The 25,295-nt window shown below is 59.1% G+C and carries 23 protein-coding genes; 10 read left to right on the top strand and 13 right to left on the bottom strand.

What is annotated here, in order from left to right; genetic code table 11:
* Positions 1-29: 29 nt before the first annotated feature.
* The 3 genes from aspS to LOY28_RS06040 all read right to left on the bottom strand — a co-directional run bounded on the left by aspS (position 30) and on the right by LOY28_RS06040 (position 2,624).
* Positions 30-1,805 (bottom strand): aspartate--tRNA ligase, encoded by a 1,776-nt coding sequence (aspS, locus tag LOY28_RS06050; RefSeq protein ID WP_018926502.1) that lies wholly within the window; start codon positions 1,803-1,805, stop codon positions 30-32.
* 122 nt (positions 1,806-1,927) lie between these two features.
* Positions 1,928-2,149 (bottom strand): FmdB family zinc ribbon protein, encoded by a 222-nt coding sequence (locus LOY28_RS06045; protein WP_010457489.1) that lies wholly within the window; start codon positions 2,147-2,149, stop codon positions 1,928-1,930.
* A gap of 136 nt (positions 2,150-2,285) precedes the next feature.
* Positions 2,286-2,624 carry a ribbon-helix-helix domain-containing protein gene (locus tag LOY28_RS06040; protein ID WP_258613221.1) on the bottom strand — a complete coding sequence of 113 codons (339 nt, stop codon included), beginning with the start codon at positions 2,622-2,624 and terminating at the stop codon, positions 2,286-2,288.
* Positions 2,625-3,087: 463 nt separating this feature from the next.
* Here LOY28_RS06040 and LOY28_RS29910 point away from each other — a divergent pair, with 463 nt between their 5' ends.
* Entirely contained in the window at positions 3,088-3,690 is a 603-nt protein-coding gene (locus LOY28_RS29910) for a cold-shock protein (RefSeq protein WP_019651434.1), read from the top strand.
* Between the two features lie 60 nt (positions 3,691-3,750).
* Here LOY28_RS29910 and LOY28_RS06030 read toward each other — a convergent pair whose 3' ends face one another.
* The 3 genes from LOY28_RS06030 to LOY28_RS06020 form a co-directional block, all read right to left on the bottom strand.
* On the bottom strand, positions 3,751-3,960 hold the full coding sequence (locus LOY28_RS06030) for a SlyX family protein (protein WP_018926506.1): 210 nt from the start codon (positions 3,958-3,960) through the stop codon (positions 3,751-3,753).
* Between the two features lie 3 nt (positions 3,961-3,963).
* On the bottom strand, positions 3,964-4,389 hold the full coding sequence (locus LOY28_RS06025) for an HIT domain-containing protein (protein ID WP_007933275.1): 426 nt from the start codon (positions 4,387-4,389) through the stop codon (positions 3,964-3,966).
* A gap of 103 nt (positions 4,390-4,492) precedes the next feature.
* The gene (locus LOY28_RS06020; RefSeq protein WP_258613220.1) at positions 4,493-4,726 is read right to left on the bottom strand and encodes a hypothetical protein; all 234 of its coding nucleotides are present in this window, start codon (positions 4,724-4,726) and stop codon (positions 4,493-4,495) included.
* Positions 4,727-5,287: 561 nt separating this feature from the next.
* Between LOY28_RS06020 and LOY28_RS06015 the strand changes: the two genes are divergently transcribed.
* The gene (locus tag LOY28_RS06015) at positions 5,288-6,616 is read left to right on the top strand and encodes an OprD family porin (protein WP_018926508.1); all 1,329 of its coding nucleotides are present in this window, start codon (positions 5,288-5,290) and stop codon (positions 6,614-6,616) included.
* A 140-nt stretch (positions 6,617-6,756) separates the two neighbouring features.
* Here LOY28_RS06015 and LOY28_RS06010 read toward each other — a convergent pair whose 3' ends face one another.
* Both LOY28_RS06010 and LOY28_RS06005 read right to left on the bottom strand, forming a co-directional pair.
* The gene (locus LOY28_RS06010) at positions 6,757-7,599 is read right to left on the bottom strand and encodes a mechanosensitive ion channel family protein (RefSeq protein WP_258613219.1); all 843 of its coding nucleotides are present in this window, start codon (positions 7,597-7,599) and stop codon (positions 6,757-6,759) included.
* A 136-nt stretch (positions 7,600-7,735) separates the two neighbouring features.
* Positions 7,736-8,221 carry a YajQ family cyclic di-GMP-binding protein gene (locus tag LOY28_RS06005; protein WP_018926510.1) on the bottom strand — a complete coding sequence of 162 codons (486 nt, stop codon included), beginning with the start codon at positions 8,219-8,221 and terminating at the stop codon, positions 7,736-7,738.
* A gap of 140 nt (positions 8,222-8,361) precedes the next feature.
* Here LOY28_RS06005 and LOY28_RS06000 point away from each other — a divergent pair, with 140 nt between their 5' ends.
* From LOY28_RS06000 to LOY28_RS05990, 3 genes are read left to right on the top strand one after another with little or no spacing between them, the layout of a single operon-like run.
* Positions 8,362-9,279: a putative 2-dehydropantoate 2-reductase gene (locus tag LOY28_RS06000; RefSeq protein ID WP_258613218.1), complete on the top strand. Its 918-nt coding sequence runs from the start codon at positions 8,362-8,364 to the stop codon at positions 9,277-9,279.
* A gap of 45 nt (positions 9,280-9,324) precedes the next feature.
* Complete coding sequence (locus LOY28_RS05995) at positions 9,325-11,361, top strand: HAMP domain-containing sensor histidine kinase (protein WP_028939417.1); 2,037 nt, start codon at positions 9,325-9,327, stop codon at positions 11,359-11,361.
* A 2-nt stretch (positions 11,362-11,363) separates the two neighbouring features.
* On the top strand, positions 11,364-11,945 hold the full coding sequence (locus LOY28_RS05990) for a cob(I)yrinic acid a,c-diamide adenosyltransferase (RefSeq protein WP_018926513.1): 582 nt from the start codon (positions 11,364-11,366) through the stop codon (positions 11,943-11,945).
* Between the two features lie 50 nt (positions 11,946-11,995).
* Here LOY28_RS05990 and LOY28_RS05985 read toward each other — a convergent pair whose 3' ends face one another.
* The 4 genes from LOY28_RS05985 to secA all read right to left on the bottom strand — a co-directional run bounded on the left by LOY28_RS05985 (position 11,996) and on the right by secA (position 17,788).
* Positions 11,996-12,940, bottom strand: a complete 945-nt coding sequence (locus LOY28_RS05985) for a Nudix family hydrolase (protein WP_258613217.1) — start codon at positions 12,938-12,940, stop codon at positions 11,996-11,998.
* On the bottom strand, positions 12,937-13,569 hold the full coding sequence (locus LOY28_RS05980; protein ID WP_019581491.1) for a glutathione S-transferase family protein: 633 nt from the start codon (positions 13,567-13,569) through the stop codon (positions 12,937-12,939). Before LOY28_RS05980 ends, LOY28_RS05985 begins: the two co-directional genes overlap by 4 nt.
* Positions 13,570-13,715: 146 nt before the next feature.
* Entirely contained in the window at positions 13,716-14,933 is a 1,218-nt protein-coding gene (gene argJ / locus LOY28_RS05975; RefSeq protein ID WP_258613216.1) for a bifunctional glutamate N-acetyltransferase/amino-acid acetyltransferase ArgJ, read from the bottom strand.
* Positions 14,934-15,052: 119 nt separating this feature from the next.
* Complete coding sequence (gene secA / locus LOY28_RS05970) at positions 15,053-17,788, bottom strand: preprotein translocase subunit SecA (protein ID WP_018926517.1); 2,736 nt, start codon at positions 17,786-17,788, stop codon at positions 15,053-15,055.
* A 307-nt stretch (positions 17,789-18,095) separates the two neighbouring features.
* On the opposite strand from secA, the gene LOY28_RS05965 reads away from it, so the two are divergent.
* Positions 18,096-18,551 carry a DUF721 domain-containing protein gene (locus LOY28_RS05965; RefSeq protein WP_018926518.1) on the top strand — a complete coding sequence of 152 codons (456 nt, stop codon included), beginning with the start codon at positions 18,096-18,098 and terminating at the stop codon, positions 18,549-18,551.
* Positions 18,552-18,651: 100 nt separating this feature from the next.
* Here the strand turns inward: LOY28_RS05965 and LOY28_RS05960 are convergent, their stop codons facing one another.
* Complete coding sequence (locus tag LOY28_RS05960) at positions 18,652-20,139, bottom strand: helicase HerA-like domain-containing protein (protein WP_064621202.1); 1,488 nt, start codon at positions 20,137-20,139, stop codon at positions 18,652-18,654.
* 184 nt (positions 20,140-20,323) lie between these two features.
* Between LOY28_RS05960 and LOY28_RS05955 the strand changes: the two genes are divergently transcribed.
* The 4 genes from LOY28_RS05955 to LOY28_RS05940 all read left to right on the top strand — a co-directional run bounded on the left by LOY28_RS05955 (position 20,324) and on the right by LOY28_RS05940 (position 25,282).
* Positions 20,324-22,213, top strand: coding sequence for a methyl-accepting chemotaxis protein (locus LOY28_RS05955; RefSeq protein ID WP_258613215.1), 1,890 nt, complete (start codon positions 20,324-20,326; stop codon positions 22,211-22,213).
* 186 nt (positions 22,214-22,399) lie between these two features.
* On the top strand, positions 22,400-23,521 hold the full coding sequence (locus LOY28_RS05950) for a glycosyltransferase family 1 protein (RefSeq protein ID WP_018926521.1): 1,122 nt from the start codon (positions 22,400-22,402) through the stop codon (positions 23,519-23,521).
* Positions 23,514-24,290: a polysaccharide deacetylase family protein gene (locus LOY28_RS05945; protein WP_258613214.1), complete on the top strand. Its 777-nt coding sequence runs from the start codon at positions 23,514-23,516 to the stop codon at positions 24,288-24,290. The genes LOY28_RS05950 and LOY28_RS05945 overlap by 8 nt, the downstream gene beginning before the upstream one ends.
* On the top strand, positions 24,287-25,282 hold the full coding sequence (locus LOY28_RS05940) for a lysylphosphatidylglycerol synthase transmembrane domain-containing protein (protein WP_258613213.1): 996 nt from the start codon (positions 24,287-24,289) through the stop codon (positions 25,280-25,282). The genes LOY28_RS05945 and LOY28_RS05940 overlap by 4 nt, the downstream gene beginning before the upstream one ends.
* Positions 25,283-25,295: the final 13 nt, after the last annotated feature.

Here is a 25,295-nt window from a genome sequence, read left to right as displayed (position 1 = left end):
TCCCACAGGATGCGCCTTTGCGGTCAGCCTTACTCTGCCTTTGGCGTTTCGCGCAGACGAATGTGCAGCTCACGCAACGCCTTGGCATCTACCACGCCCGGAGCCTGCGTCATCACGTCCGCAGCACTCTGGGTTTTCGGGAAGGCGATCACTTCACGGATCGACTGGGCGCCGGTCATCAGCATCACCAGACGGTCCAGACCGAAGGCCAGACCACCGTGCGGCGGCGCGCCATATTTCAGGGCGTCGAGCAGGAAGCCGAATTTCTCTTCCTGTTCCGCTTCGTTGATACCCAACAGACGGAACACCGACTGTTGCATTTCCTTGCGGTGGATACGGATCGAACCGCCACCCAGCTCGGTGCCGTTCAGAACCATGTCGTAGGCACGGGACAAAGCGCCGGCCGGGTTGGCTTCCAGCTCTTCAGGAGTGCACTTCGGCGCGGTGAACGGGTGGTGCAAGGCGCTGAAGCTGCCGTCGTCGTTCTCTTCGAACATCGGGAAGTCGACGACCCACATTGGCGCCCACTTGCAGGTCAGCAGCTCGAGGTCATGACCCAGCTTGATCCGCAGCGCGCCCAGGGCTTCGCTGACGATCTTGGCTTTATCGGCGCCGAAGAACACGATGTCGCCATCGACCGCACCCACGCGATCGAGGATCACGTTCAGGTTGGCTTCCGGGATGTTTTTCACGATCGGCGACTGCAGACCTTCAACACCGGCAGCACGCTCGTTGACCTTGATGTACGCCAGGCCCTTGGCACCGTAGATGCCGACGAACTTGGTGTAATCGTCGATCTGCTTGCGCGGCATGCTCGCCCCGCCTGGAACGCGCAAGGCGGCGATACGGCATTTCGGGTCATTGGCCGGGCCACTGAACACCTTGAAATCGACTTCCTTGAGCTGATCGGCAACATCCACCAGTTCCAGCGGGTTACGCAGGTCTGGCTTGTCGGAACCGTAGCGGCGCATGGCCTCTTCGAAGGTCATGTGCGGGAATTCGCCGAATTCCAGACCCAGCACTTCCTTGAACAGGTTGCGGATCATGCCTTCGGTCAGGCCCATGATGTCTTTTTCATCGAGGAAGCTGGTCTCGATGTCGATCTGAGTGAATTCCGGCTGGCGATCAGCCCGCAGGTCTTCGTCGCGGAAGCACTTGGCGATCTGGTAGTAACGGTCGAAGCCGGCCACCATCAGCAGCTGCTTGAACAGCTGAGGCGATTGCGGCAAGGCGAAGAACGAACCGGCGTGAGTACGGCTCGGCACCAGATAGTCACGCGCGCCTTCCGGCGTCGCACGGGTCAGGATCGGCGTCTCGACGTCGAGGAAACCGTTCTCGTCCAGGTAGCGGCGGATGCTGGTGGTCATGCGCGAACGCAGACGCAGCTTCTCGGCCATTTCAGGGCGACGCAGATCAAGGAAGCGATAACGCAGGCGGGTTTCTTCGCCAACGTCAGAGAACTCGTTCAGCGGGAACGGCGGTGTTTCCGATTCGTTCAGCACTTCCAGCTCGTAGCCCAGGACCTCGATCATGCCCGACGCCATGTTGGCGTTGGTTGCACCGGCCGGACGCAGGCGAACCTTGCCGGTGATCTTCACGACGTACTCGCTGCGCACGCGATCGGCGGCGGCGAAGCTCTCGGCACGGTCCGGATCGAACACCACCTGGGCCAGACCGTCACGATCACGGATATCGAGGAAAATCACCCCGCCATGGTCACGGCGACGGTGAACCCATCCGCAAAGGGTAATTTCCTGGCCTTCCAGGCTTTCGTTCAGTTGGCCGCAATAATGGCTGCGCATCATGGTAGTGGTTTCACTTCTCGTAATTCGAAATTCGGGTGGAGGTCTTGCCGCACCACCGCACTTGAATAAGGTGCCAGATGATGCAAGAGCTCGCGCGTGTCGTTCAGCCCGGGCGCTAGACCCTAGTCAGCTTTGTCGCCACCGGCCAGATTTTTCTTGGAACCGGTCTTGAAGTCGGTTTCGTACCAGCCGGTGCCACTGAGGCGGAAACCGGGCATGGACAGCATCTTTTTAAGCTCTGGCGCCTGGCAGGCAGGGCAGTCGACCAGCGGTGCTGCGCTGATCTTTTGAATGGCTTCCAACTGATGACCACAGGAAGCACATTGGTAATCGTACATCGGCATGGGGGTTGTCTCGGCGATCAGATTGCTACCGCGCATGCAGGGCTTCGCGGCAAAGAGCGGGATTATATCCATTAAATGCAGCCTGTGCAGCCGTAAGACTGCACAGACCGACACTCGACTCATTCAGCCGCTCTCGCTAAGCCATGACGGGGCAACTGCCCTCCTTCAGGCTGTGCACGACGCAGACAACCCGCACCAGCCCGGTGAAATTTTTCACCCCGCCATGGCGCAAGTGCACCTCGCGATCCACCTGAGACAACAGCGCACTGACCGAGCAGCAATTGACCTTGGCCATGTTGCCCAAAATATCCCAATAGACCTGCTCAAGCCGCAAACAGGTCGCAAAGCCATTCAAACGCACCGACCGGGATAAGGGCTGGGCCAGCCCCATATCGAATTCGCTGACAAGTGAATCAATCCTTATATCCTTGAGTGGACCGATCCTCCCCTCGTCTTGTCTTTCTTCATGAACCATACCGTTGACACTCCTTTGTCATCCTTGCTGCTTGTAAGGGCCATATTCCGTTTCCTTATAAAAGCGCAGGCGCAACGGTATATCCAGATGACTTTATGACCATCAACGTAGGATAAGCCAACAATGGAGGGGCGATCATGGAGCTCGTCCTAGGCCGGACGATTTCCTACGAAAACTGACGCAACATCACTCAACGAAAAGGCGAAAGATCCGAGAAACACAACGCACGAATAACACTCGGCATCGTCATCCGCGCGCCATGCCAATGGAAACACCGCCGGACCGCCTGATTTGAGTAGCCGCAGGCTTTGCTGTTAAATAGGCAGTGTGTCGCTACCACCTATTTTCCGGGGGCTGCGCATAGGCTGATATCAGGTACGTGCCCAACGCCTCTTATTGTTCTGAAGCGAACCGTGCTCTATCAGCTCTTCCTTGTGATCCGTCTTAACGTGAGTTAATCAAAATGTTGAAAATCGTCCACCTGCTAATGGGCGCAGCAGCCCTGCTGCTGTCCTTCATCCCTAGCCTGCGATCCGAAGCGGTACCTTACCTGCAACAACCCGATGCGCTTTACCTGGCCTTTTTCGGCCTGCTCAACCTCACCCTCGCGCCTGTTATCCCCTACTGGAACAAAGGCCCGCGTCATCAATTGCAAAACCTGGTCAGCGCTTTGCTGGTTCTGGCTGTCGTACTGCAAACCCTGACGCTGATCGCTCCGATGCCTGTCATCGCCGGTCAACCTGCCGTTCTGTTCAGCCTGGTCGCTGCCCTGATCGCCGTATTCCTGCACCTGGCCATCAGCTTCTACAAATCTTCACCGGCCGCCGCCGCGCCAAGCTATGACATGAGCAACCGCGATACTGGCACCGTCAAATGGTTCAACACCTCCAAAGGCTTCGGCTTTATTTCCCGCGACTCCGGCGATGATATTTTCGTGCATTTCCGGGCGATTCGCGGTGAAGGCCACCGTGTTCTGGTGGAAGGCCAGCGCGTGGAGTTCTCCGTCATGAATCGTGACAAAGGCCTGCAAGCCGAAGATGTGATCGCCGCACTGCCGCGCCGCTGATTCAAGGCTAAAAAAAACCGCGAACAGCTTGGCTGTTCGCGGTTTTTTATCGCCTGCTTCTTAGTAATGAGGCGGTGGCGCCTCTTCTTCTTCAAGCGTCGCAAACTGGCCGGCCATTTCCTCCTGCCGCTTGAGCAACGCCGACATTTGCAATTGCAGACGCTCGACCATCCGCTGCTGCGCCACCAGCACATCATTCAATGCCTGGATGGTGTCATCCTGAAATGCCAGTCGGCTTTCCAGATCGGTAACGCGTTCGCCCAGGCTCATGATTCAGCCCTCCAGAAACTTGAAATCGTCGGTCAATACCAGACGCAGTCGCTCGCGAATCGTCGCGATCTGCTCTGAACTGTATGGCTTGGCCTCCTGTTTGCCCCAGATCGGAGCTGGCCAGGCGGCGTCCTCACGCTTGCGCACAATCACATGCATATGCAACTGATTGACGACGTTACCCAGGGCCGCGACGTTCAACTTGTCCGCGTCGAAAGAGTCCTTGAGGATTTCCGCCAGCTCAGTCGTTTCCCGCCACAGCTGCTGTTGATCTGCGCCATCCAGCTGAAATATTTCACTGATATCCTCGCGGCGTGGCACGAGGATGAACCAGGGGTAATTCGAATCATTGGACAGCAGTAACCGGCAGAGCGGGAAATCGCCGATTGGCAACGTGTCTTGTTGAAGTCGTGGATCTAAAGCGAACACAGCGCACACTCCCCTCTGGTCATCCTTTTTCAGCTTAGCGCCCCCACCGAAAGACGGCGCACCAAGCGACAGGACGGCAGCATACCTGCGAATGCCATGCGCTTCACGACGAACTGCCGCCAGCACCGCCCTGCGGGCACGCCGAGATGCGCCATTTTGATTCGGGACGCACCATGACGGAACCGGCCATCACGGAAAAAGTGCCGAAATGACCAATAAACAATGCACTGCTCGAATCCACGACAAAGCCACAATGTGTGAATTCAGTACAGGAAATAAAATTTTTTGCACCAAAACCGCACAACGCGTCTACGCTCAGTGCGTCAGCATCCGCCAATTACTCACTAGCGGGGTGAACCGGTAACGCTTTTGGTTGTCACCCCCGCAGCTTCGATGTGGTAACCACGATGCAAAGCATGGCGTCAAGCCCACATAAAATGAGCTTGAACCCCCCGGTTTTATGAGGTTTTTACGGCAACAGGCAGGCTTTCGGAAAAAAACAGCAACAGAATTCCGATTTGTGCACGCTTGTTGCATCAACACCCGTATCGTCTATAAGCGCTCCGCTGGAAGTGGAAGCCTGAAGACCAATAAAAACAGTGGCAGGGTTGCCCGATGGAGATTCAAGTGCAGGACAAGGGACTCTTTTTTACCGATGCTCAAGCCCTGGAAAACAGCGCTGAAGTTGTCAGTCCGATTGTGTCGGGATTGTGAATTTGCGACATTGATCAAGCCATTTGCGACAGGGTCGTAAAGAAGCTGAAAGGTTAGATGCGCAAGTATCGCCAATAGGGTCGGCGTGATATAAGTTTGCGCCGACACAAAAAGAAAGAGCCGCCCAGATAATAAAACAGGTGGGACGGCAGTACTCTTCTAAAAACCAAAGGAGCAAATCACGATGCGCGTGATGAAGTGGAGCATGATCGCACTGGCAGTTGCAGCAGCAGCCAGTACTCAATTGGCTACGGCCGCACCTTTCGTAAGTGACCAGGCTGACGCCAAAGGTTTTGTTGAAGATAGCAAGCTCGACTTGCTGGTTCGCAACTACTACTACAACCGTAACAAGAAAGACGGCGCCGTCGATGACAAAGACTGGACCCAGGGCATCCAGGGCATGTACAGCTCGGGCTACACCCAAGGTCTGATCGGTGTTGGCGTTGAAGCTTGGGGCCAACTGGCCATTAAGCTGGACGGTTCCGACAAGTATTCGGGTACCGGCAACATGCCCGTGGGCAATGATGGCGAAGTCGAAAACAACCAGGGCAAAGCCGGCGCTGCCGCCAAGTTCCGCATCTCCAAGACCGAGCTGAAAATCGGCGACATGCAGCCAAGCACTTCTCCGGTGTTCGCTGTAGGCGGCTCCCGCATCCTTCACCAAACTGCCAGCGGTATCCAACTGCAGAGCAGCGAAGTCAAAGACCTTGACCTCGAAGCCGGTCACTTCTACTCGGCGACCAGTCAGGACCGAAATGCCCGTGATGGCGACCTGTGGGCAACCTACGCTGGCGTGAAAGCCAACTCCATCGACTACTTCGGTGGCAAGTACGGCATTACCCCAGACCTGAGCGTGTCGCTCTACGGTGCCAAGCTCGAAGACATCTGGAACCAGTACTACGCCAACGCGAACTACACCCTCGCATTGGGTGGCGATCAGTCGATCAACTTCGACGGTAACATCTACAACACCAGGGACACTGGTAGCGCTAAAGCAGGCGAAATCAATAACACCGCCTACTCCCTCGCTGCTGCTTTCTCGTTCCTGAAGGCACACACCATCACCCTGGGCTTCCAGAAAGTGAATGGCGATACTCCGTTCGACTATATCGGCGTGGGTAAAAACAACCGTGGTGGCGACTCGATCTTCCTCGCCAACTCCATCCAGTACTCTGACTTCAACGCCCCTGGCGAGAAATCGGTACAGGCCCGTTACGACCTGAAAATGGCCGAATACGGCATCCCTGGTCTGAGCTTCATGACCCGTTACGTGAAAGGTTGGGACATCGACGGCACCAACACTCCAGCAGGCAGCCCTTACGCTGGCCTGTACGGTGCAGACGGTAAACACCACGAAACCAACGTGGAAGTTAAATACGTAATTCAGTCCGGCCCAGCTAAAGATCTGTCGTTCCGCATCCGTCAAGCATGGCACACCGCCAACGCAGACGAAGGCGAAGGCGATATCTCTGAGTTCCGCCTGATCACCGACTACCCGCTCAACATTCTGTAATTGCAGAAAGTTAGTTCGCGGTAATCAAAAAAAGGCCCATCTTCGGATGGGCCTTTTTTATTGGCTACAGCATTGTTTAAAGGATCGGGGCTTGCAAAATGTTTGACCAAAAGGTCAGACATCAGTTGATTGACTGTTCCTTACACCGCCGCCGATTCCTGCACCACGCGAATAACCCGCTGCGGAAACGGAATATCGATACCGGCATTCTTCAAACGATCACGCGATTGCTCGTTAAACATGAACATCACATTCCAATAGTCGGCAGTCTTCACCCACACCCGCAGAGAAACAGTGATCGAACTGTCGCCCAGTGTGGAAATCACCGCTTCCGGTGCCGGCTCAGCCAATACTCGCGGATCCTTGGCCAGGTCCAGCAACACTTCACGGGCCTTCTGCAAGTCCGCTTCGTAGTCCACACCCACATCAAATACTACTTTGCGGGTCGGCTGACGGTTAGTGTTGGTGATAATGCCGTTCGACAGATTACCGTTAGGCACGATGATGGTTTTGTTATCGCCTGTGCGCAGTACGGTGTGGAAGATCTGGATGCTGTCGACAGTACCGGCAACACCTTGGGCTTCGATCCAGTCACCGATACGGAACGGACGGAACAACAGAATCAGCACGCCGCCGGCGAAGTTCGCCAGGCTGCCCTGCAGCGCCAAACCGATGGCCAGGCCGGCCGCACCGATAGCCGCGACGAAGGAGGTGGTTTCCACACCGATCATCGACGCCACGCTGACGATCAACAGAACCTTGAGGATGATGTTCGCCAGGCTGCTGATGAAACCTTGCAGCGCCAGGTCGGCGTTGCGCAACGCCAACAGGCCGCCCAGTTTTTGCGTGACTTTGTTGATCAGCCACCAGCCAATGGCCAGGGTGATCACCGCCAGCAACACGCGGCTGCCGTATTCCATGATCATCGGAATCCAGGCTTGAGACGCCTTGACCAGGTTGTCCACTTCAGTATTCAAATCCATCTACTTTCTCCTGATTTCCGGCTACCCGGCACGCAAAAAATGAGCGGCAGAAAGACCGACCCCATAAGGCCCGATCGTTTCTGCCGTTGCTTGGGCCTCGGACGTCGAAATCGCCGAGAGGTTCCCGCTTGAAAGGTCAGTCGCGGAAGTTATTGAACTGCAGCGGCATGTCGAAAGTTTTGGCGCGCAGGGCGGCGATGGCTTCCTGCAGATCGTCACGCTTTTTACCGGTGATACGTACCTGCTCACCCTGAATGGCAGCCTGGACCTTGAGCTTGGCATCTTTGACGTGGGCGACGATTTTCTTCGCCAGCTCTTTGTCGATGCCTTCCTTGAGGACCGCTTCCTGCTTCATCAGCTTGCCCGACGCGTAGGCATCCTTGACTTCAAGGCATTGCACGTCGATCTTGCGCTTGACCAGGGCCAGCTTGAGGATCTCGATCATCGCTTCGAGCTGGAAATCGGCTTCAGCGGTCAGGTTGACGGTCAGGTCTTTTTCCTTGAACTCGAAGCTGCCCTTGCCTTTCAGGTCATAACGACGATCGAGTTCCTTGACGGCGTTCTCGACCGCGTTGGTGACTTCGTGTTTGTCCAGTTCGGATACCACGTCGAACGACGGCATGTAATTTCTCCAATAAAAAGGCGCGCTCGATAACGATGGAGCGCGCTTGGCTTGCGGTTAAAATCGGGCTCATTATAACGGGTCTTTTCCAACCGATACTGCGAGCCTCACATGCCAGCGACAAACCGAGTAAAAAGCTGATGTCTACCCCTTGGCATGTTCTGGGCGCCGGCAGCCTCGGCACGTTGTGGGCCACCCGTCTGGCACGGGCTTCAGTGCCGGTCAGGCTGATCGTACGGGACGCGGCACGCCTGCAGGCCTATCAGGCGGCGGGCGGGCTGACGCTGGTCGAGCACGGCGAAGCGCAGCTGTACCCGGTGCCTGGCGAAACAGCCGACAGCGACGGGCCGATCAGCCGTCTGCTGGTAGCCTGTAAAGCCTATGACGCCGTAACAGCCGTGACCCAGCTCGCCCACCGCCTGACACCGGACGCCGAACTGATCCTGTTGCAAAACGGCCTTGGCAGCCAGGACGCCGTCGCCGCGCAAGTCCCGCATGCCCGCTGCATCTTCGCTTCCAGTACCGAAGGCGCGTTTCGCGATGGCGACTGGCGCGTGGTGTTTGCCGGTCATGGTTACACCTGGCTGGGAGATGCCGGCCATCCGGTGGCACCGTTCTGGCTGGAGGACTTGAGCGACGCCGGCATTCCCCATGAGTGGAGCACCGACATTCTCACCAGGCTGTGGCGCAAGCTGGCGCTCAATTGTGCGATCAACCCGTTGACCGTCCTGCACGAATGCCGCAACGGCGGTTTGCAGCAACATCAGTGCGAAGTGGCCACCCTGTGCGCCGAACTCACCGAACTGCTGGAGCGCTGCGGCCAGCCGGCGGCAGCCGAAAACCTCGGGGAGGAAGTCGAACGGGTGATCAAGGCTACCGCGACCAATTTCTCCTCGATGTACCAGGATGTCGCCAATCAGCGCCGCACCGAAATCAGCTACCTGTTGGGCCATGCCTGTAAAGTTGCGTCGCGGCATCAGTTGAACCTGCCCCACCTCAATCAATTGCAGCAGCGCTTGATCGCTCATCTGCACAGCCTTGGATTGCCCAGCGACTGAGCAGCGGCTACGCTGGCCACTTGTTCCTTTTCAGCGATGAACCTGATGCCATTGCGCCAGCGCCTTGAAAACCTTCCGGTCGGCCAGAAACTGCTGGCCGCCCTGCTGGTGCTGTTGACCACCGTTTTGCTGGTCGCCAACCTGACCTTTATCAGTGCCGCGTATTACATCTCCCAGGAAAGCATGGCCCCCCAGGCCCTGCAGACTATCGGCCGACTGGTGTCCAACCCGAGCCTGGTGTCCGACGCGCTGAAGTCGCCGCAAAACGCCGAACGCCTGCTCAACGAACTCAACAGTTATTCACCACTGCGTGCGGCAGCCCTTTACGACGGCACGGGTACGCGTCTGGCGCAGCTGCAACACGGCGACACGCTGAACCTGCCAGAACACTACCGACACCTCGAAGCCTGGCAAGCCACGGAGTTTCGCAGCAATCAAGTGATCACCCTGCCCCGCCCCGGCACCGCACCCGGGCATCTGCTACTGGTGGCCAGCAGCGAATTGCCGATGGCGTTCTACACCGGGACCCTGACCGCCAGCCTGGGGATTCTGATCTTCAGCGTGCTGTTGTGGCTGGTGATCGCCCGGCAAATCAAACGCCTGATTACCCGCCCCATCCATCAGCTAGAAGAGCTGTCCCGGCAAGTCACCCGGGAAGAGAACTACGCCCTGCGCGCCTCTCGCGGCAACCACGATGAAATCGGCAGCCTCGCCGAAGCGTTCAACACCATGCTCTCGCGCATCGAGGCCCGGGAGCAGCAGCTCAAGCGTGCCCGCGACGATTCCCAGGCGGCTTACGACCAGGCCCAGGGGCTGGCCGAAGAAACCCGTCACACCAACCGCAAGCTGGAACTGGAAGTTCAGGTGCGGAGCAAGATCGAGAAAAAACTCACCGGTTTCCAGAACTACCTCAATAGCATCATCGACTCCATGCCATCGGCGCTGATCGCCCTCGACGAGCAGCTTTACGTGACCCAGTGGAATCAGGAGGCCAGCGCACTGTCCGGCACGCGCCTGGACGAAGCCTTGAACCAGCCGATCTTTCTCGCCTTCAAACCCCTCAAGCCATTCCTGCCGCAGCTCAAGCAAACCGTCGAGCAGCATACGGTGGCCAAGATCGAACGCGTTACCTGGCCCAAGGACGACGAACCCCGGCATTACGCCCTGACGTTCTACCCCTTGATGGGCGGTGCCGGACGTGGCGTAGTCATCCGGATCGACGACATCACCCAGCGTCTGTCCCTGGAAGAGATGATGGTGCAGTCGGAAAAAATGCTCTCGGTCGGCGGCCTCGCCGCCGGTATGGCCCATGAGATCAACAACCCGCTGGGCGCGATCCTGCACAACGTGCAGAACATTCGTCGACGTCTGTCCCCCGACCTGCCGAAGAACCTCGAACAGGCCGAGCAAATGGGCATCGAACTGGAAACGGTCAATAAGTACCTGAAAGCGCGTGAAGTACCGCAGCTGCTCGACGGCATTCAGCAGGCTGGCGCCCGGGCGGCTAAGATCGTGACCCACATGCTCAGCTTCAGCCGCCGCAGCACTCGGCAAATGGCGCCATGCGACCTGCCGGCACTGATCGATCAAGCGGTGGAAATCGCCGGCAACGACTTCGACCTGGCCATTGGCTTCGACTTCAAGGGCCAGGCAATCATTCGCCAGTTCGATCCGGCGCTGGGCCCGGTACCCGGCACCGCCAACGAACTGGAACAGGTGCTGCTCAACCTGCTGAAAAACGCTGCGCAAGCCATTCACCAGCGTACAGACGACCGCGAACCGGGGCGGATCATTCTGCGCACAAAACTGAATCCGCCGTGGGCGGAAATCCAGGTCGAGGACAACGGCATTGGCATGAGCGAAAGCGTGCGCAAACGCACGTTCGAGCCGTTCTTCACCACCAAGGAAATCGGTCAGGGCACCGGCCTTGGGCTCTCGGTTTCGTATTTCATCATCACCAACAACCACAAGGGCCAGATGGAAGTGCAATCGACGCCGGGCCAAGGCACTTGCTTCACCTTGCGCCTGCCTTTGTCGGGCACTGCGGTGAACTCTCAAGAACTCAATCAGCTGTCGAGGTAACCATGGGCTTTCGTTTGTCGAAGATTTACACCCGCACCGGTGACAAAGGCGAAACCGGGCTTGGCGACGGCCGCCGGGTGCCCAAGGACCATCCGCGAATCGAGGCCATTGGCGAGGTCGATACGCTGAACAGCCAGGTGGGCGTGCTGTTGGCCGGGTTGGCCGCGCAAAGTGGCGAGTTTCCCGGACTTGGCGAAGTGATCGAGGTATTGGCGCCCTGCCAGCATCGGTTGTTCGACCTCGGTGGCGAACTGGCGATGCCGGTGTATCAGGCACTGAACACGGCAGAAATCGAACGGCTGGAAGCGGCCATTGATGTGTGGAATGAAGAGCTGGGGCCGCTGGAGAATTTCATTCTGCCCGGCGGTTCGGCGCTGATTGCCCAGGCCCACGTGTGCCGCAGCCTGGCGCGCAGTGCCGAGCGCCGGTGTCAGCAATTGAATACGATCGAACCGTTGGCCGGGGTGGGCCTGGCGTATATCAATCGGTTGTCGGATTTGTTGTTTGTGGCGGCACGGTTGATTGCCAAGCGCCAGGGGATTGCCGAGATTTTATGGCAGCCTGCGGCGAAACCTTCAAACTGATCGACTGATCATTCCCACGCGGAGCGTGGGAATGATCACAGCACTGCAAATCAAGCCTCAGGCCAGAACGCCCGAATCCCCGCCACACCCTGCGCGCCCGCTTCCCAGGCTTTCTGCCGCTCTACCGGGCCAACACCACCCAACAAGAACACCGGTTTGCTGAAGCCTTCGATCAAAGTCGACGCCAGCTCCCAACCCAGCGGCTGAGCATCCGGGTGCGTCTGGGTCGGCTGCACCGGCGACAGAGTCACAAAGTCCACGCCCATCTGCTCGGCCAGCGCCAGCTCTTCAGCGTTGTGGCAGGACGCCGCCAACCAGCGCGACGCCGGTAGCGGTCGGCCGGCCGCCGCGTACTTGCGCAACTGCGCGGCAGTGATGTGCCAGCCGGCGGACGGAAAGTCCCCCAGCCATTCAAACGGCCCCTTGATCATCAACTGCGCCTTGCCGGCACACAGCCCTGCCGCGTCCACCGCCAAATCGCGGTATTGCGGGTCATAGCCATTGGGCGCACGCAACTGAATCAGCTTGATGCCGCCCGCGATGGCTTTCTGGATACCGCGCAGCAAGGCCGGGGTTTCCAGACCGTCCGGGGTGATCAGGTACTCGCCAGGCAAGCGTGCTGCCGAGACGATCGGCTGGTTGGCGGCTGGAAACTCGTAGTCCAGCAGTTCCCGCGCAGTCACCCAGGCCAAAGGCTGACCTTCGGCACCATGGGGTTCGCCGGTAAACGCCGAGACTTCCCAGACATCCAGCAACACCTGCTTGTCCGGGTAGTCGTGGCGAACCTTGATCAACGGTCGCGCGGTATTGACCACAATGCCCAACTCTTCGTGAAGCTCGCGGGCCAGGGCGGTTTCGACGGATTCGTTATCCTCGACCTTGCCACCGGGGAACTCCCACAAGCCGCCCTGATGCTGGGTGTCGGCACGCCGGGCGATGAGGATCTTGCCGTTGCTATCGCGGATAACCGCCGCGGCCACGTGTACTCGTTTCACTGCCCGACCTCCTCCAGACCTGCCTTCTGCCAGGCCTTGAAAGCTGGCCATTGGTAAATGGTTTCGACATAGGCTGCATCGACCTCGGGCAGCTTCACTTGATAGGTGCGCAGGCGGACGGCGATCGGTGCGAAAAACGCATCGGCCAGGGTCGCGCCACCGAACAGGAACGGGCCGGCTTCAGTCGCGGCCGCACGACATTCAGCCCACAACGCCAGCATGCGCTCGATCTCGGCCTGAACGTCAGGCGGAGTCGGCAACAACGGCGCATTGTGGCTCAGGTCGAACGGCATGTTGCCGCGCATGGCGAAGAAACCGCTGTGCATCTGCGCGCAAGCCGAACGCGCCTGGGCTCGGGCGGCGGTGTCTTTGGGCCAGAGGCCGGCATCGGGGAATTGCTCGGCCAGGTACTCGGCAATCGCCAGCGAATCGGCGATGGTGCCGTGTTCGCTTTTCAGCAGCGGGACTTTCCCGGTCGGCGAATGCTTGAGCACGCGTGCGCGGGTGTCCGGCTGGTTCAGCTTGATCAGTTCTTCGGTGTAGGACGCGCCGGTCAGGTCGAGGGCCAGCGCGGCGCGCAGGGACCAGGAAGAATACAGTTTGTCGCCGATGATCAGGTGGAGGCTCATGTTCGGGCGCCTTTTGGTAAGAGTACAAGCCAGAATCTTTAGCGTCTGGTGGTCCGTCTTCGCGGGCAAGTCGGATCGCCGCACCGCTCGCTCCTACAGGTGGTGTGACCTGTAGGAACGAGGTTTGCCCGCGAAAGCGATCTGTCTTACGTGCGGTACTCGGCGTTGATCTTCACGTATTCGTGGGACAAGTCGGTGGTCCAGATGGTTTCGCTGCAATCGCCGCGACCCAGCTCGATGCGGATGGTGATTTCTTCCTGCTGCATTACCGCCGCGCCCTGGGCTTCGGTGTAGGTGGCAGAACGCGCGCCACGGCTGGCGATGCACACCTCGCCAAGGAATACGTCGATCTTGCTCACGTCCAGGTTCGGTACACCGGCACGGCCTACAGCGGCCAGGATGCGGCCCCAGTTCGGGTCGGAGGCGAACAGCGCAGTCTTGATCAGCGGCGAGTGGGCCACGGTGTAACCGACGTCCAGGCATTCCTGGTGATTGCCGCCGCCGTTGACTTCAACGGTGACGAACTTGGTCGCGCCTTCGCCGTCACGCACGATGGCCTGGGCCACGTCCATGCACACTTCGAATACCGCTTGTTTCAACTTGGCGAACAGCTCGCCTTCGGCGCGGGTGATTTCCGGCAGTGCGGCCTTGCCGGTGGCGATCAGCATGCAGCAGTCGTTAGTCGAGGTGTCGCCGTCGATGGTGATGCGGTTGAACGACTTGTTGGCGCCGTCCAGCAGCAGGTTTTGCAGCACCTCGCGGGAGACTTTGGCGTCGGTGGCGATGTAACCGAGCATGGTCGCCATGTTCGGGCGAATCATGCCCGCGCCTTTGCTGATGCCGGTGACGGTGATGGTCACGCCGTCATGCTGGAACTGACGGCTGGCGCCCTTGGGCAGGGTGTCGGTGGTCATGATGCCGGTGGCGGCAGCTTCCCAGTTGTTTTCCGACAAGTCATCGAGGGCGGCTTGCAACGCGCCTTCGATTTTCTCGACCGGCAGCGGTTCGCCGATCACGCCGGTGGAATACGGCAGCACCAGGCTGGCATCAACGCCGGCCAGCTCGGCCAGCTTGGCGCAGGTGCGCTCGGCGGCGGCCAGGCCTGGTTCGCCGGTGCCGGCGTTGGCATTGCCGGTGTTGGTCAGCAGGTAACGTACCGGACCTTGCACGCGTTGCTTGGCCAGGATCACGGGAGCGGCGCAAAAGGCGTTCAGGGTGAACACGCCCGCCACTGTGGAACCTTCGGCACAGCGCATGACCACGACATCCTTGCGCCCCGGGCGCTTGATACCGGCCGAGGCGATACCGAGTTCAAAACCGGCAACCGGGTGCAACGTTGGCAAAGGACCAAGACCAACAGCCATGAATGCGCTCCTTAAAAAATGTTGTCACCGTCAGTGCGATGGACGGTGGTTTAAATGGCAAAACGCCGCGACGGCAGAAGCCGGTCGCGGCGCGGGTATTTCAGCGTTTGAAACGGGGTTTACTGGATCTGCCCGTGGCAATGCTTGTACTTCTTGCCCGAGCCGCAGTAGCACAGCTCGTTACGGCCCAGCTTCTGCTCGTTGCGAACCGGTGCGGTGGCGAGAGCTACATCGATCTCTTCACCCAACACTTCCGGTTGCTCCAGGCCAGGCGCTTCGTCGTGCTGGAACTGCATGCGCGCAGCCAGCGCCTCGGCTTCCTGACGCAGACGTTGCTCTTCGGCTTCCGGATCTTCGCGGCGCACCTGAACGTGCGACAGCACACGAATCGAGTCGCGCTTGATCGAATCCAGCAGCTCGGAGAACAAGGTGAAGGACTCGCGCTTGTACTCTTGCTTCGGGTTCTTCTGCGCATAACCACGCAAATGAATGCCGTGACGCAGGTGATCCATGGTCGACAGGTGGTCTTTCCACAGGTCGTCGAGCACGCGCAGTACGATTTGCTTCTCGAAGGAGCGCAGTGCTTCGGCACCGGCCTGGTCTTCTTTCTCGTTGTACGCGGCGATCAGTTCGTTGAGCAGCTTCTCACGCAGGGTTTCTTCGTACAGGTGGTCGTCTTCGTCGAGCCATTGCTGGATCGGCAGCGCCACACCGAAGTCGCTCTGCAACGCCGCTTCCAGACCGGACACGTCCCACTGCTCAGGCAGCGATTGTGGCGGAATGTGTGCGCTGACGGTTGCGTTGAGCACGTCCTGACGGAAATCGGCAATGGTTTCGCCAATGTTGTCGGCGGCCAACAAACTGTTACGCATGTGATAGATCACTTTACGTTGTTCGTTGTTGACGTCGTCGAACTCAAGCAGCTGCTTACGGATGTCGAAGTTGCGACCTTCAACCTTGCGCTGAGCCTTCTCGATGGCGTTGGTCACCATGCGGTGCTCGATCGCTTCACCGGACTGCATGCCCAGCGCCTTCATGAAGTTCTTCACCCGGTCAGAGGCGAAGATGCGCATCAGGCTGTCTTCCAGCGACAGGTAGAAACGGCTGGAACCGGCGTCGCCCTGACGACCGGCACGACCGCGCAACTGGTTGTCGATACGGCGCGATTCGTGACGCTCGGAAGCGATCACCTGCAAGCCGCCCGACTCCAGCACTTGCTGGTGACGTTTCTGCCAGTCGGCCTTGATCTGGGCAATCTGCTCAGGGGTCGGGTCTTCCAGCGAAGCCACTTCCACTTCCCAGTTACCGCCCAACAGGATGTCGGTACCACGACCGGCCATGTTGGTGGCGATGGTCAGTGCACCCGGACGACCGGCCTGAGCGATGATTTCGGCTTCTTTTTCGTGGAACTTGGCGTTCAGAACCTTGTGTTCGATGCCTTCCTTCTGAAGCAGGCCGGACATGTGCTCGGACGTTTCGATGGTGGCGGTACCCACCAGCACTGGACGGCCCTGAGCCATGCACTCCTTGATGTCGCCGATGATCGCCGCGTATTTCTCTTCGGCGGTCAGGAACACCAGGTCGTTGTAGTCTTTACGCGCCAACGGCTTGTTCGGCGGGATGACCATGACCTGCAGGCCATAGATCTGATGGAATTCGAACGCTTCGGTGTCCGCGGTACCGGTCATGCCGGACAGCTTGTTGTACAGACGGAAGTAGTTCTGGAACGTGGTCGACGCCAGGGTCTGGCTCTCGGCCTGGATGTTCAGGTTTTCCTTGGCTTCGATGGCCTGGTGCAGACCTTCGGACAAACGGCGACCCGGCATGGTACGGCCGGTGTGTTCGTCGACCAGCACCACCTGACCGTCCTGCACGATGTACTCGACATTGCGATGGAACAGTTTGTGCGCACGCAGGCCGGCATAGACGTGAGTCAACAGGCCCAGGTTATGCGCCGAATACAGGCTCTCGCCTTCAGCCAGCAGGCCGACGCGGGTGAGCATTTCTTCGATGAACTGGTGACCGGCTTCGTTGAGTTCGACCTGACGGGTCTTCTCGTCGATGGTGTAATGGCCGGCCTTGGTGACTTCCCCTTCGACTTCCTCGATGTGCAATTCAAGCTGCGGGATCAGTTTGTTGATCTCGATGTACAGCTTGGAGCTGTCCTCGGCCTGACCGGAGATGATCAGCGGGGTACGGGCTTCGTCGATGAGGATGGAGTCGACTTCGTCGATCACGGCAAAATTGAGTTCGCGCTGGAATTTTTCTTCCATGCTGAACGCCATGTTGTCGCGCAAGTAGTCGAAACCGAATTCGTTGTTGGTGCCGTAGGTGATGTCGGCGGCGTAAGCGGCGCGCTTCTCTTCCGGCGGCTGGAATGGCGTGACCACGCCGACCGTCATGCCAAGGAATTCGTAGAGCGGACGCATCCAGTTGGCGTCACGACGGGCCAGGTAGTCGTTCACCGTCACAACGTGCACGCCCTTGCCGGACAGCGCGTTGAGGTAAACGCCCAGTGTTGCCACCAGGGTCTTGCCTTCACCGGTACGCATTTCCGCGATCATGCCTTCATGCAAGGTCATGCCGCCGATCAGCTGGACATCGAAGTGGCGCATACCCATGACGCGCTTACCGGCTTCGCGGGCGACCGCAAAGGCTTCTGGCAGCAGCTTGTCGAGGGTTTCCCCTTTGGCGAGGCGGGCCTTGAACTCGTTGGTCTTGGCACGCAATTGATCGTCCGAAAGGGCCACCATTTGCTCTTCGAAGGCATTGACGAGCTGCACCGTCTTGAGCATGCGTTTGACTTCACGCTCGTTCTTGCTTCCAAAAAGTTTCTTTAACAAAGGCGCAAACATATCGGCAGGATCTTCCACACTAAAGGGATGGAGGGCGGCCCCGTGAGTCGCCCGTGCAGCCCTCATGGCCGCATGCGAACGAGCATTCTACCCGGAAACGATGGTGAGGAAAGTGGCGTTATTCCACGATGCATGCACTGCGCTGTGACGGGGCTCACTTAAAATAAGGGCTTTTTACTGAACTTCAACCCATTGAGGGTACAAGTTACTCGTTGATTTAATGGGTAAAGCGCTCGTAAAGCAATGGGTCAGGACCAGCGGGTGCTTTCTGTTACCATGGCCGTTCTGTTACTTCAGGTGTTCGATCATGGCATTTCGCCCTCTCACGGCCAGAGCACCCGCCGTTCTGCTTCGCGAAGCCAAACCGCTGAAAGCCATCTTTGGCCACGCTCAACGCCTGGGTCATTTACAACGTCTGGTGGAAAGCCAGCTGCAACCGGCCGCCCGCGAGCATTGCCATGTGGCGTCGTGGCGCGAAGGCAGTTTATTGCTGATTGTCACCGACGGTCACTGGGCCACCCGCCTGCGTTATCAACAAAAGCGTCTGCAACGCCAGTTACAGCTGTTCGACGAGTTCGCCAGCCTGACGCGGATCCTGTTCAAGGTGCAACCACCGACCGTTCAGCAAGGAGCGGCTGGGCATACCATGGATTTGTCGACGGATGCCGCGGCGACCATTCAGGCGACGGCTGACGGGATTACCGACCCGAATTTAAGGGCGGCGCTGGAGCGCCTTGCGGCGCACGCAAAACCTAAATCCTGAACCCCTGTAGGAGCGAGGCTTGCCCGCGAAGAGGCCCCCGAGGGCGCCAATAGCTTCGCGGGCAAGCCTCGCTCCTACAGGTGATTGCATTCCAATTCATTCAGCGGCGTTTGCTACCGCCGAGCAATGACCCCATCAACCCGCGTACCAGTTGTCGGCCCAATTGATTGGCCGCCTGTCGCATCGCCGATTTAAGCGCCTGTCCTGCCGCCGTACCGAGGAATTCCCCGGCCTGTTCGGTGAAGCTCGGCTCTTCGGGGGCAGGTTTGCCCGGCGCGGTTTCAGGCTCCGGCGCCAACCCCTTGCGCCCCATCAGCACTTCATAGGCCGATTCGCGATCAACCGGTTTGTCATATCGCCCTTTAAACGGCGAACCGGCAATCAGCACCGTGCGCTCAGTCTCGGTCAGCGGACCGATCCGCGATTGCGGCGGTGCGACCAGTACACGCTGGACCATCTCCGGCGTGCCCTTGTCCTGCAAGGTGCCGACCAACGCCTCGCCGATGCCCAGCTCAGTCAACACCGACAAGGCGTCAAATGCCGGGTTCGGCCGGAAGCCCTCGGCCACTGCCCGCAGGGATTTCTGCTCTTTGGCGGTGAACGCGCGCAAGCCATGCTGAACACGCAGGCCCAACTGAGCCAGCACATCATCCGGCAAGTCCCCCGGCGATTGGGTGACGAAATACACGCCCACGCCTTTCGAACGGATCAGCCGCACCACTTGTTCCAGACGATCCTGCAACGCCTTGGGCGTACCGGCGAACAACAAGTGCGCCTCGTCGAAAAACAGCGCCAGCAGCGGTTTATCGGCATCGCCGCGTTCCGGCAGTTGCTCGAACAATTCAGCCAGCAACCACAGCAGGAACGTCGCGTAGACCTTCGGCGCTTCGTGCACCAGACGGCTGGCGTCGAGCAAGTGGATGCGCCCGCGACCGTCCATCGCCGGCTGCAAAATATCTTCCAGTTGCAGTGCCGGTTCACCGAACAACGCTTCGGCGCCCTGCTGTTCCAGCGTCGCCAAACGGCGCAACAGTGCCTGGCTGGAACCGGTGGTCATCAGCGCGGCGTCATCGCCCAGCAATTCGGGGTTATCGCGCAGATGATTGAGCAGCGCCTTCAAATCCTTCAAATCCAGCAGCAACAGCCCTTCGCGGTCGGCCACCTTGAACGCGGCATAAAGTGCCGACTGCTGACTGTCGGTCAGCTCCAGCAGGCTGCCGAGCAGCAACGGCCCCATTTCGCTCAAGGTGGTGCGCAATGGATGACCGGACTGACCGTGAATATCCCACAGGGTTACCGGATACGCCTGAGGCTTATGGTTCAGCCAGGGCATGCCGGCGATCCGCTCCGCGACCTTGCCTTGAGGGTTACCGGCGGCGCCCAGGCCGCACAAGTCGCCTTTGATATCCGCCGCGAACACCGCCACGCCTGCATCGCTGAACGCTTCGGCCAGGCGCTGCAACGTAACGGTTTTACCGGTCCCGGTAGCGCCCGCTACCAAACCGTGACGGTTCGCCAGGCGCATGGCCTGGGCGATTGGCTGGCCAGCGAGGTCAGCGCCGATAACGAGTTGCGATGAGTCAGGCATTTTGTCACCCATGGTTAATCTTTGATCCTGCATGGCCGATAACAACCGAGAGACCAGACTGAAAATAGCGTCGGTAATTCCCTAAGGAGAGACGGAACTATCAGCTTACTTTCAACACTGCCCAATTTGCGTGCCTTTATAAAAGCACGCCCTGGACATTAAGACTTTAGCGGACCCCCAAGCCATGAATAAAAATCTGCGCTTCAGCCATAAGATACTGCTTGCCGCCGCCCTGATCGTTATTGCCGCCTTCGCCTCCTTCACGCTGTACAACGACTATTTGCAGCGCAATGCGATTCGTGAAGATCTGGATAACTATCTCACCGAGATGGGAGACGTCACCGCCAACAACATCCAGAGTTGGCTCGCCGGTCGTATCCTGCTGATAGAGAACCTCGCTCAAAACATTGCCATCAACCCCGAACAATCCAACGTCGTCAGTCTGCTTGAACAAAATGCTTTGGCATCGACCTTCATGGCCAGATACCTGGGTGATGCCAGCGGCAACTTCATCAACCGCCCGGACTCCAAGATGCCGGACGGCTACGATCCCAGAGTTCGCCCTTGGTACAAAGGCGCGGAAAACAGCAACGGCTCGACGCTGACCGAACCTTATGTAGATGCGGCGACCGGTCAAACCATCATCTCCATTGCCACCGCTTCGAAAAAGTCGGGGAAAAGCGTGGGGGTGGTAGGCGGTGACTTGAGCCTGCAAACCCTGATCGACACCCTGATCGCGCGTGATTTCGGCGGCATGGGCTATGCCTTTCTGGTCAGCGCCGACGGCAAGATCCTGGTTCATCCGGATAAAGCCATGGTGATGAAGTCCCTGAGCGAGGCGTACCCGAAAAATACCCCACGCATTAGCAGCAACTTCACTGAAGTAGACGTCGACGGCAAAACCCGCATCGTCTCTTTCACCCCGATCAAAGGCTTGCCGTCGGTCAACTGGTACATCGGCCTGTCGGTGGACAAGGACAAAGCCTTCTCCATGCTCAGCGAATTCCGCACCTCGGCGATCATCGCGACCCTGATTGCAGTGGCCATCATCATTGGCTTGCTGGGCATGCTGATCCGCCTGCTGATCCAGCCGCTGCACGTGATGACCCGCGCCATGGAAGACATCGCCGACGGTGAAGGCGACCTGACCAAACGCCTGACCATCCAGAATCAGGACGAATTCGGCGTCCTTGGCACGGCGTTCAATCGTTTCGTGGAGCGAATTCATACATCGATCCGCGAAGTGTCCTCGGCCACCGGCCAGGTCAACGAAGTGGCCTTGCGGGTGGTGGCGGCCTCGAACTCGTCGATGTTCAACTCCGACCAGCAAGCTTCGCGCACCAGCAGCGTCGCCGCGGCCATCAACCAGCTCGGCGCCGCGGCTCAGGAAATCGCCCGTAACGCCGCCCAGGCATCGAATCAGGCCAGCGATGCCCGCAGCCTGGCCGAAGACGGCCAGCAAGTGGTGGATCGCAGCATTGCCGCGATGAATCAGCTGTCGAGCATGCTCAGCGCTTCGAGCACCAACATCGAATCGCTGAACAGCAAAACCGTGAACATCGGGCAGATTCTCGAAGTGATCACCAGCATTTCCCAGCAAACCAACCTGCTGGCGCTCAACGCCGCCATCGAAGCAGCGCGGGCCGGTGAAGCCGGGCGCGGTTTTGCCGTGGTGGCCGACGAGGTACGCAACCTGGCGCACCGCACACAGGAGTCGGCGCAACAGGTGCAGACCATGATCGAGGAGCTGCAAGTCGGCGCCCGCGAATCCGTCAGTACCATGAGCGACAGCCAGCGCCACAGCCAGGACAGCGTGGAAATCGCCAACCTGGCGGGCGAGCGCCTGAACAGCGTGACGTTGCGCATCGGCGAAATCGACGGCATGAACCAGTCGGTGGCCACGGCGACCGAGGAACAGACGGCAGTGGTGGAGTCGATCAATGTGGACATCACCGAGATCAACACGCTGAACCAGGAAGGCGTGGAAAACCTGCAATCGACCCTGCGGGCGTGCTCGGACCTTGAGCAACAGGCTTCTCGATTGAAGCAATTGGTGGGCAGTTTCCGTATCTAGCGTCTGAACTGGCCTCTTCGCGGGCAAGCCTCGCTCCTACACAGGTATATGTGTAGGAGCGAGGCTTGCCCGCGAAGGCGTCCATCCAGACACCGCAAATCCCGCTGCGCCCCCCCACCGCAAAACCCAACCGAACATCTATCCTTCATATAGGTCAACCAAAGGGAGCACATCGAACCCGGAGGGATGTTCATCGTGCATATCGCTGACATAACCATGTTCTACGCCCCTGCCAGCGGTGGCGTGCGCACGTATCTGGATGCCAAGCACCGTCGTTTGGGCATCAAACCCGGCATTTGCCATAGCCTGCTGATCCCAGGGGCGCATTTGAGTGAACAGGATGGTGTCTATACGGTTCCGGCCCCCGCCCTGCCCTTCGGCAAGGGTTATCGCTTCCCCCTCCGTCTCGGGCCGTGGCGCAATGTTCTGCGAGATTTACAACCCGATCTGATTGAAGTCGGCGACCCTTACCTGACCGCCTGGGCCGCTTTGGACGCCAAGCGACAACTCGATGTGCCGGTAATCGGTTTTTATCACTCCGACCTGCCGATGCTGGTCAGCAATCGCATGGGCAACTGGGTTACACCCAATGTCGAGGCTTATGTCAGCAAGCTCTACGGCAACTTCGACCGGGTTCTGGCGCCAAGCCAGGTCATGGCCGACAAACTGATCGGGTTGGGGGTGAAGAACGTTTTCGTACAGCCCTTGGGCGTCGACCTGCAAACGTTCAACCCCAGCGTTCGGGATCCAGGCCTGCGGGCCGAATTGGGCATCGATGAAAACACTCACCTGCTGATCTTCGCCGGCCGCGGCTCCAAGGAAAAAAACCTGCCGGTGCTGCTCAACTGCATGAAACGCCTGGGGCGTCGCTACCACTTGCTGCTGGTGGGCTCGTCGATGCCGACCCTGGTGCCGCGCAATGTCACCGTCCTCGATGAATTCTGCCCGGCAGCGCAAGTCGCACGCCTGATGGCCAGCGCCGACGCGCTGGTGCATGCCGGCGACCAGGAAACCTTTGGCCTGGTGGTTCTCGAAGCCATGGCCAGTGGCATTCCCGTGGTGGCCGTGGCGGCCGGGGCTTTCCAGGAGATTGTCACCGATCAATGCGGCTTGCTCTGCGCGCCGAACAATCCAGTGGCGATGGCCAACACCGTTCGCGAACTGTTCAGCCAAGGCAGCGCCGCGTTGGGCAAACAGGCCCGACGGCATGTCGAGCAACATTACGCCTGGGACACCGTGGTCCACAGCCTGCTGGGGCACTATCATGCCGTACTCGGCACGCAATGGCCGCTGATCGCCAATGGCTGAGCCCATGAACACACCCAGTCTGTTGTTGGTGCTACACGACGTTGCACCGCAGACCTGGCCCGATTACCAGGCCTTCGTCGAAGCCGTCGACGCATTGGGTACAGTGCCGATGACCTGGCTGGTGGTGCCGAATTTCCACAAACATGACGACCTTGACGCACATCCGGAGTTTCGACACTTGCTGAGCCGTCGCGTCGCTCGCGGCGACGAACTGGTACTGCACGGTTACTACCATTGCGATGAAGGGTCGATTCCCACCACTCCCCGAGACTGGTTCATGCGCCGGATCTATACCCATGAAGGCGAGTTCTATGACCTGCCTCTAGACGCCGCCCTCGCCCGCCTGCGCGCCGGAATCGAGGTATTCCATCGCTACAACTGGCCGCTCGAAGGCTTTGTCGCCCCCGCCTGGCTGATGAGCGAAGGCACCCGTCAGGCGTTGCGTCAGTTACCGCTGCGCTACACCAGCGATTCGCAGCACCTGTATCGTTTGCCGGATTTCACTGCGATCGACGCCCCAGGCCTGGTCTGGAGCGCACGCAGCGCCTGGCGCCGTGGCCTGTCGAAAATCGTCAGCGATCAGCGCGAACAGCGCTGGCGCCAGGCGCCGGTGATTCGTCTCGGCCTGCACCCGGTGGACATGCGACATGAGTTCTCGCGTCAATATTGGCTGCAAACGCTCAAGCGCTTGCTCGACGAGGGCCGTGTGCCGATGACCAAGGCCGGTTGGTTGAAACTGCAACGCGACCCCATCGGTCGCGCAGCATGAGCCGGGGAATTCTGCTGGTCATCGCGCTGCTCGCTGCGGTGCTCATCCCGGCGTTGCTGGGCGGCGGCGAGACATGGTCGCGGTTGCAACGCTTCCCGCTGGAATGGCTGCTGATCATGTTCGGCATGATCCTGTTGTGCTGGGCGCTCAACACCCTGCGCTTGCGCCTGTTACTGGGCGATCAGCGTGACAAGGTGAGCCGACTCAAAAGCCTCGGGGTGGTGATGTCCGCCGAGTTCGCCTACTGCGCCACCCCCGGCGGCAGTGGTGGACCGCTGACCATCATGGCCCTGTTGGCGCGCCACGGCGTGCGGCCGGCCAGGGGCAGCGCCGTGTTCGCCATGGACCAGTTGAGCGACTTGCTGTTTTTTCTCTGCGCGCTGAGCGCGATTCTGATTTATGCACTGTTCCAGCACCTCAGTCAGCGCCTGGAATGGATGCTGACGGTCAGCGCCATCTCGTTGTTCGGCGGGCTGTTCAGCTGTGTATTGATGGCTCGCTGCCACCGTTCGCTGATTCGCCTGAGTGGTCGGTTGCTCGCCCGTTTCAATGTCAAGGAAGCGACCCGGCTTCGTTGGGCGCGAAAGCTCCTGCATTTCCTGGCGGCATTCACCGACACACTGAAGTTACCCTTTCAAACATTGATCACGGTGTTTGCCCTGACCTGTCTGCATTGGGTCTTGCGGTATAGCGTGCTGTATCTGGCGTTACGCGGGCTGGGCGTGGACTTGCAATGGGCCTGGTGCTTTCTGATCCAGATGCTGTCATTGAGTGCGGGGCAATTCAGTCTGTTGCCGGGCGGTGCCGGGGCGGCGGAACTGACATCGGCGGCGCTGCTGGCGCCGATGGTGGGGAAATCCACCGCGGCGGCAGCGATTCTGATCTGGCGGACGGTGACTTATTACTTCTATCTGGTGGTCGGTGGCCCGGTGTTTCTGCTGATGCTCGGGCGGCCATTGCTGAAGAAGTTGATGAAGTTCAAGCAAGCTTAAAGATCGCCACAGG

It is taken from the genome of Pseudomonas sp. B21-017 (assembly GCF_024749245.1).
Classification (GTDB): Bacteria; Pseudomonadota; Gammaproteobacteria; order Pseudomonadales; family Pseudomonadaceae; genus Aquipseudomonas.
This window is presented reverse-complemented; position numbering and strand designations above follow the sequence as displayed.

Coding starts and splice junctions, on each gene's coding strand:
- aspS (WP_018926502.1), bottom strand. CDS start 1,805: ATGATGCGCAGCCATTATTGCGGCCAACTGAACGAAAGCCTGGAAGGC.
- LOY28_RS06045 (WP_010457489.1), bottom strand. CDS start 2,149: ATGCCGATGTACGATTACCAATGTGCTTCCTGTGGTCATCAGTTGGAA.
- LOY28_RS06040 (WP_258613221.1), bottom strand. CDS start 2,624: ATGGTTCATGAAGAAAGACAAGACGAGGGGAGGATCGGTCCACTCAAG.
- LOY28_RS29910 (WP_019651434.1), top strand. CDS start 3,088: ATGTTGAAAATCGTCCACCTGCTAATGGGCGCAGCAGCCCTGCTGCTG.
- LOY28_RS06030 (WP_018926506.1), bottom strand. CDS start 3,960: ATGAGCCTGGGCGAACGCGTTACCGATCTGGAAAGCCGACTGGCATTT.
- LOY28_RS06015 (WP_018926508.1), top strand. CDS start 5,288: ATGCGCGTGATGAAGTGGAGCATGATCGCACTGGCAGTTGCAGCAGCA.
- LOY28_RS06010 (WP_258613219.1), bottom strand. CDS start 7,599: ATGGATTTGAATACTGAAGTGGACAACCTGGTCAAGGCGTCTCAAGCC.
- LOY28_RS06005 (WP_018926510.1), bottom strand. CDS start 8,221: ATGCCGTCGTTCGACGTGGTATCCGAACTGGACAAACACGAAGTCACC.
- LOY28_RS06000 (WP_258613218.1), top strand. CDS start 8,362: ATGTCTACCCCTTGGCATGTTCTGGGCGCCGGCAGCCTCGGCACGTTG.
- LOY28_RS05995 (WP_028939417.1), top strand. CDS start 9,325: ATGCCATTGCGCCAGCGCCTTGAAAACCTTCCGGTCGGCCAGAAACTG.
- LOY28_RS05990 (WP_018926513.1), top strand. CDS start 11,364: ATGGGCTTTCGTTTGTCGAAGATTTACACCCGCACCGGTGACAAAGGC.
- LOY28_RS05980 (WP_019581491.1), bottom strand. CDS start 13,569: ATGAGCCTCCACCTGATCATCGGCGACAAACTGTATTCTTCCTGGTCC.
- argJ (WP_258613216.1), bottom strand. CDS start 14,933: ATGGCTGTTGGTCTTGGTCCTTTGCCAACGTTGCACCCGGTTGCCGGT.
- secA (WP_018926517.1), bottom strand. CDS start 17,788: ATGTTTGCGCCTTTGTTAAAGAAACTTTTTGGAAGCAAGAACGAGCGT.
- LOY28_RS05965 (WP_018926518.1), top strand. CDS start 18,096: ATGGCATTTCGCCCTCTCACGGCCAGAGCACCCGCCGTTCTGCTTCGC.
- LOY28_RS05960 (WP_064621202.1), bottom strand. CDS start 20,139: ATGCCTGACTCATCGCAACTCGTTATCGGCGCTGACCTCGCTGGCCAG.
- LOY28_RS05955 (WP_258613215.1), top strand. CDS start 20,324: ATGAATAAAAATCTGCGCTTCAGCCATAAGATACTGCTTGCCGCCGCC.
- LOY28_RS05950 (WP_018926521.1), top strand. CDS start 22,400: ATGTTCATCGTGCATATCGCTGACATAACCATGTTCTACGCCCCTGCC.
- LOY28_RS05945 (WP_258613214.1), top strand. CDS start 23,514: ATGGCTGAGCCCATGAACACACCCAGTCTGTTGTTGGTGCTACACGAC.
- LOY28_RS05940 (WP_258613213.1), top strand. CDS start 24,287: ATGAGCCGGGGAATTCTGCTGGTCATCGCGCTGCTCGCTGCGGTGCTC.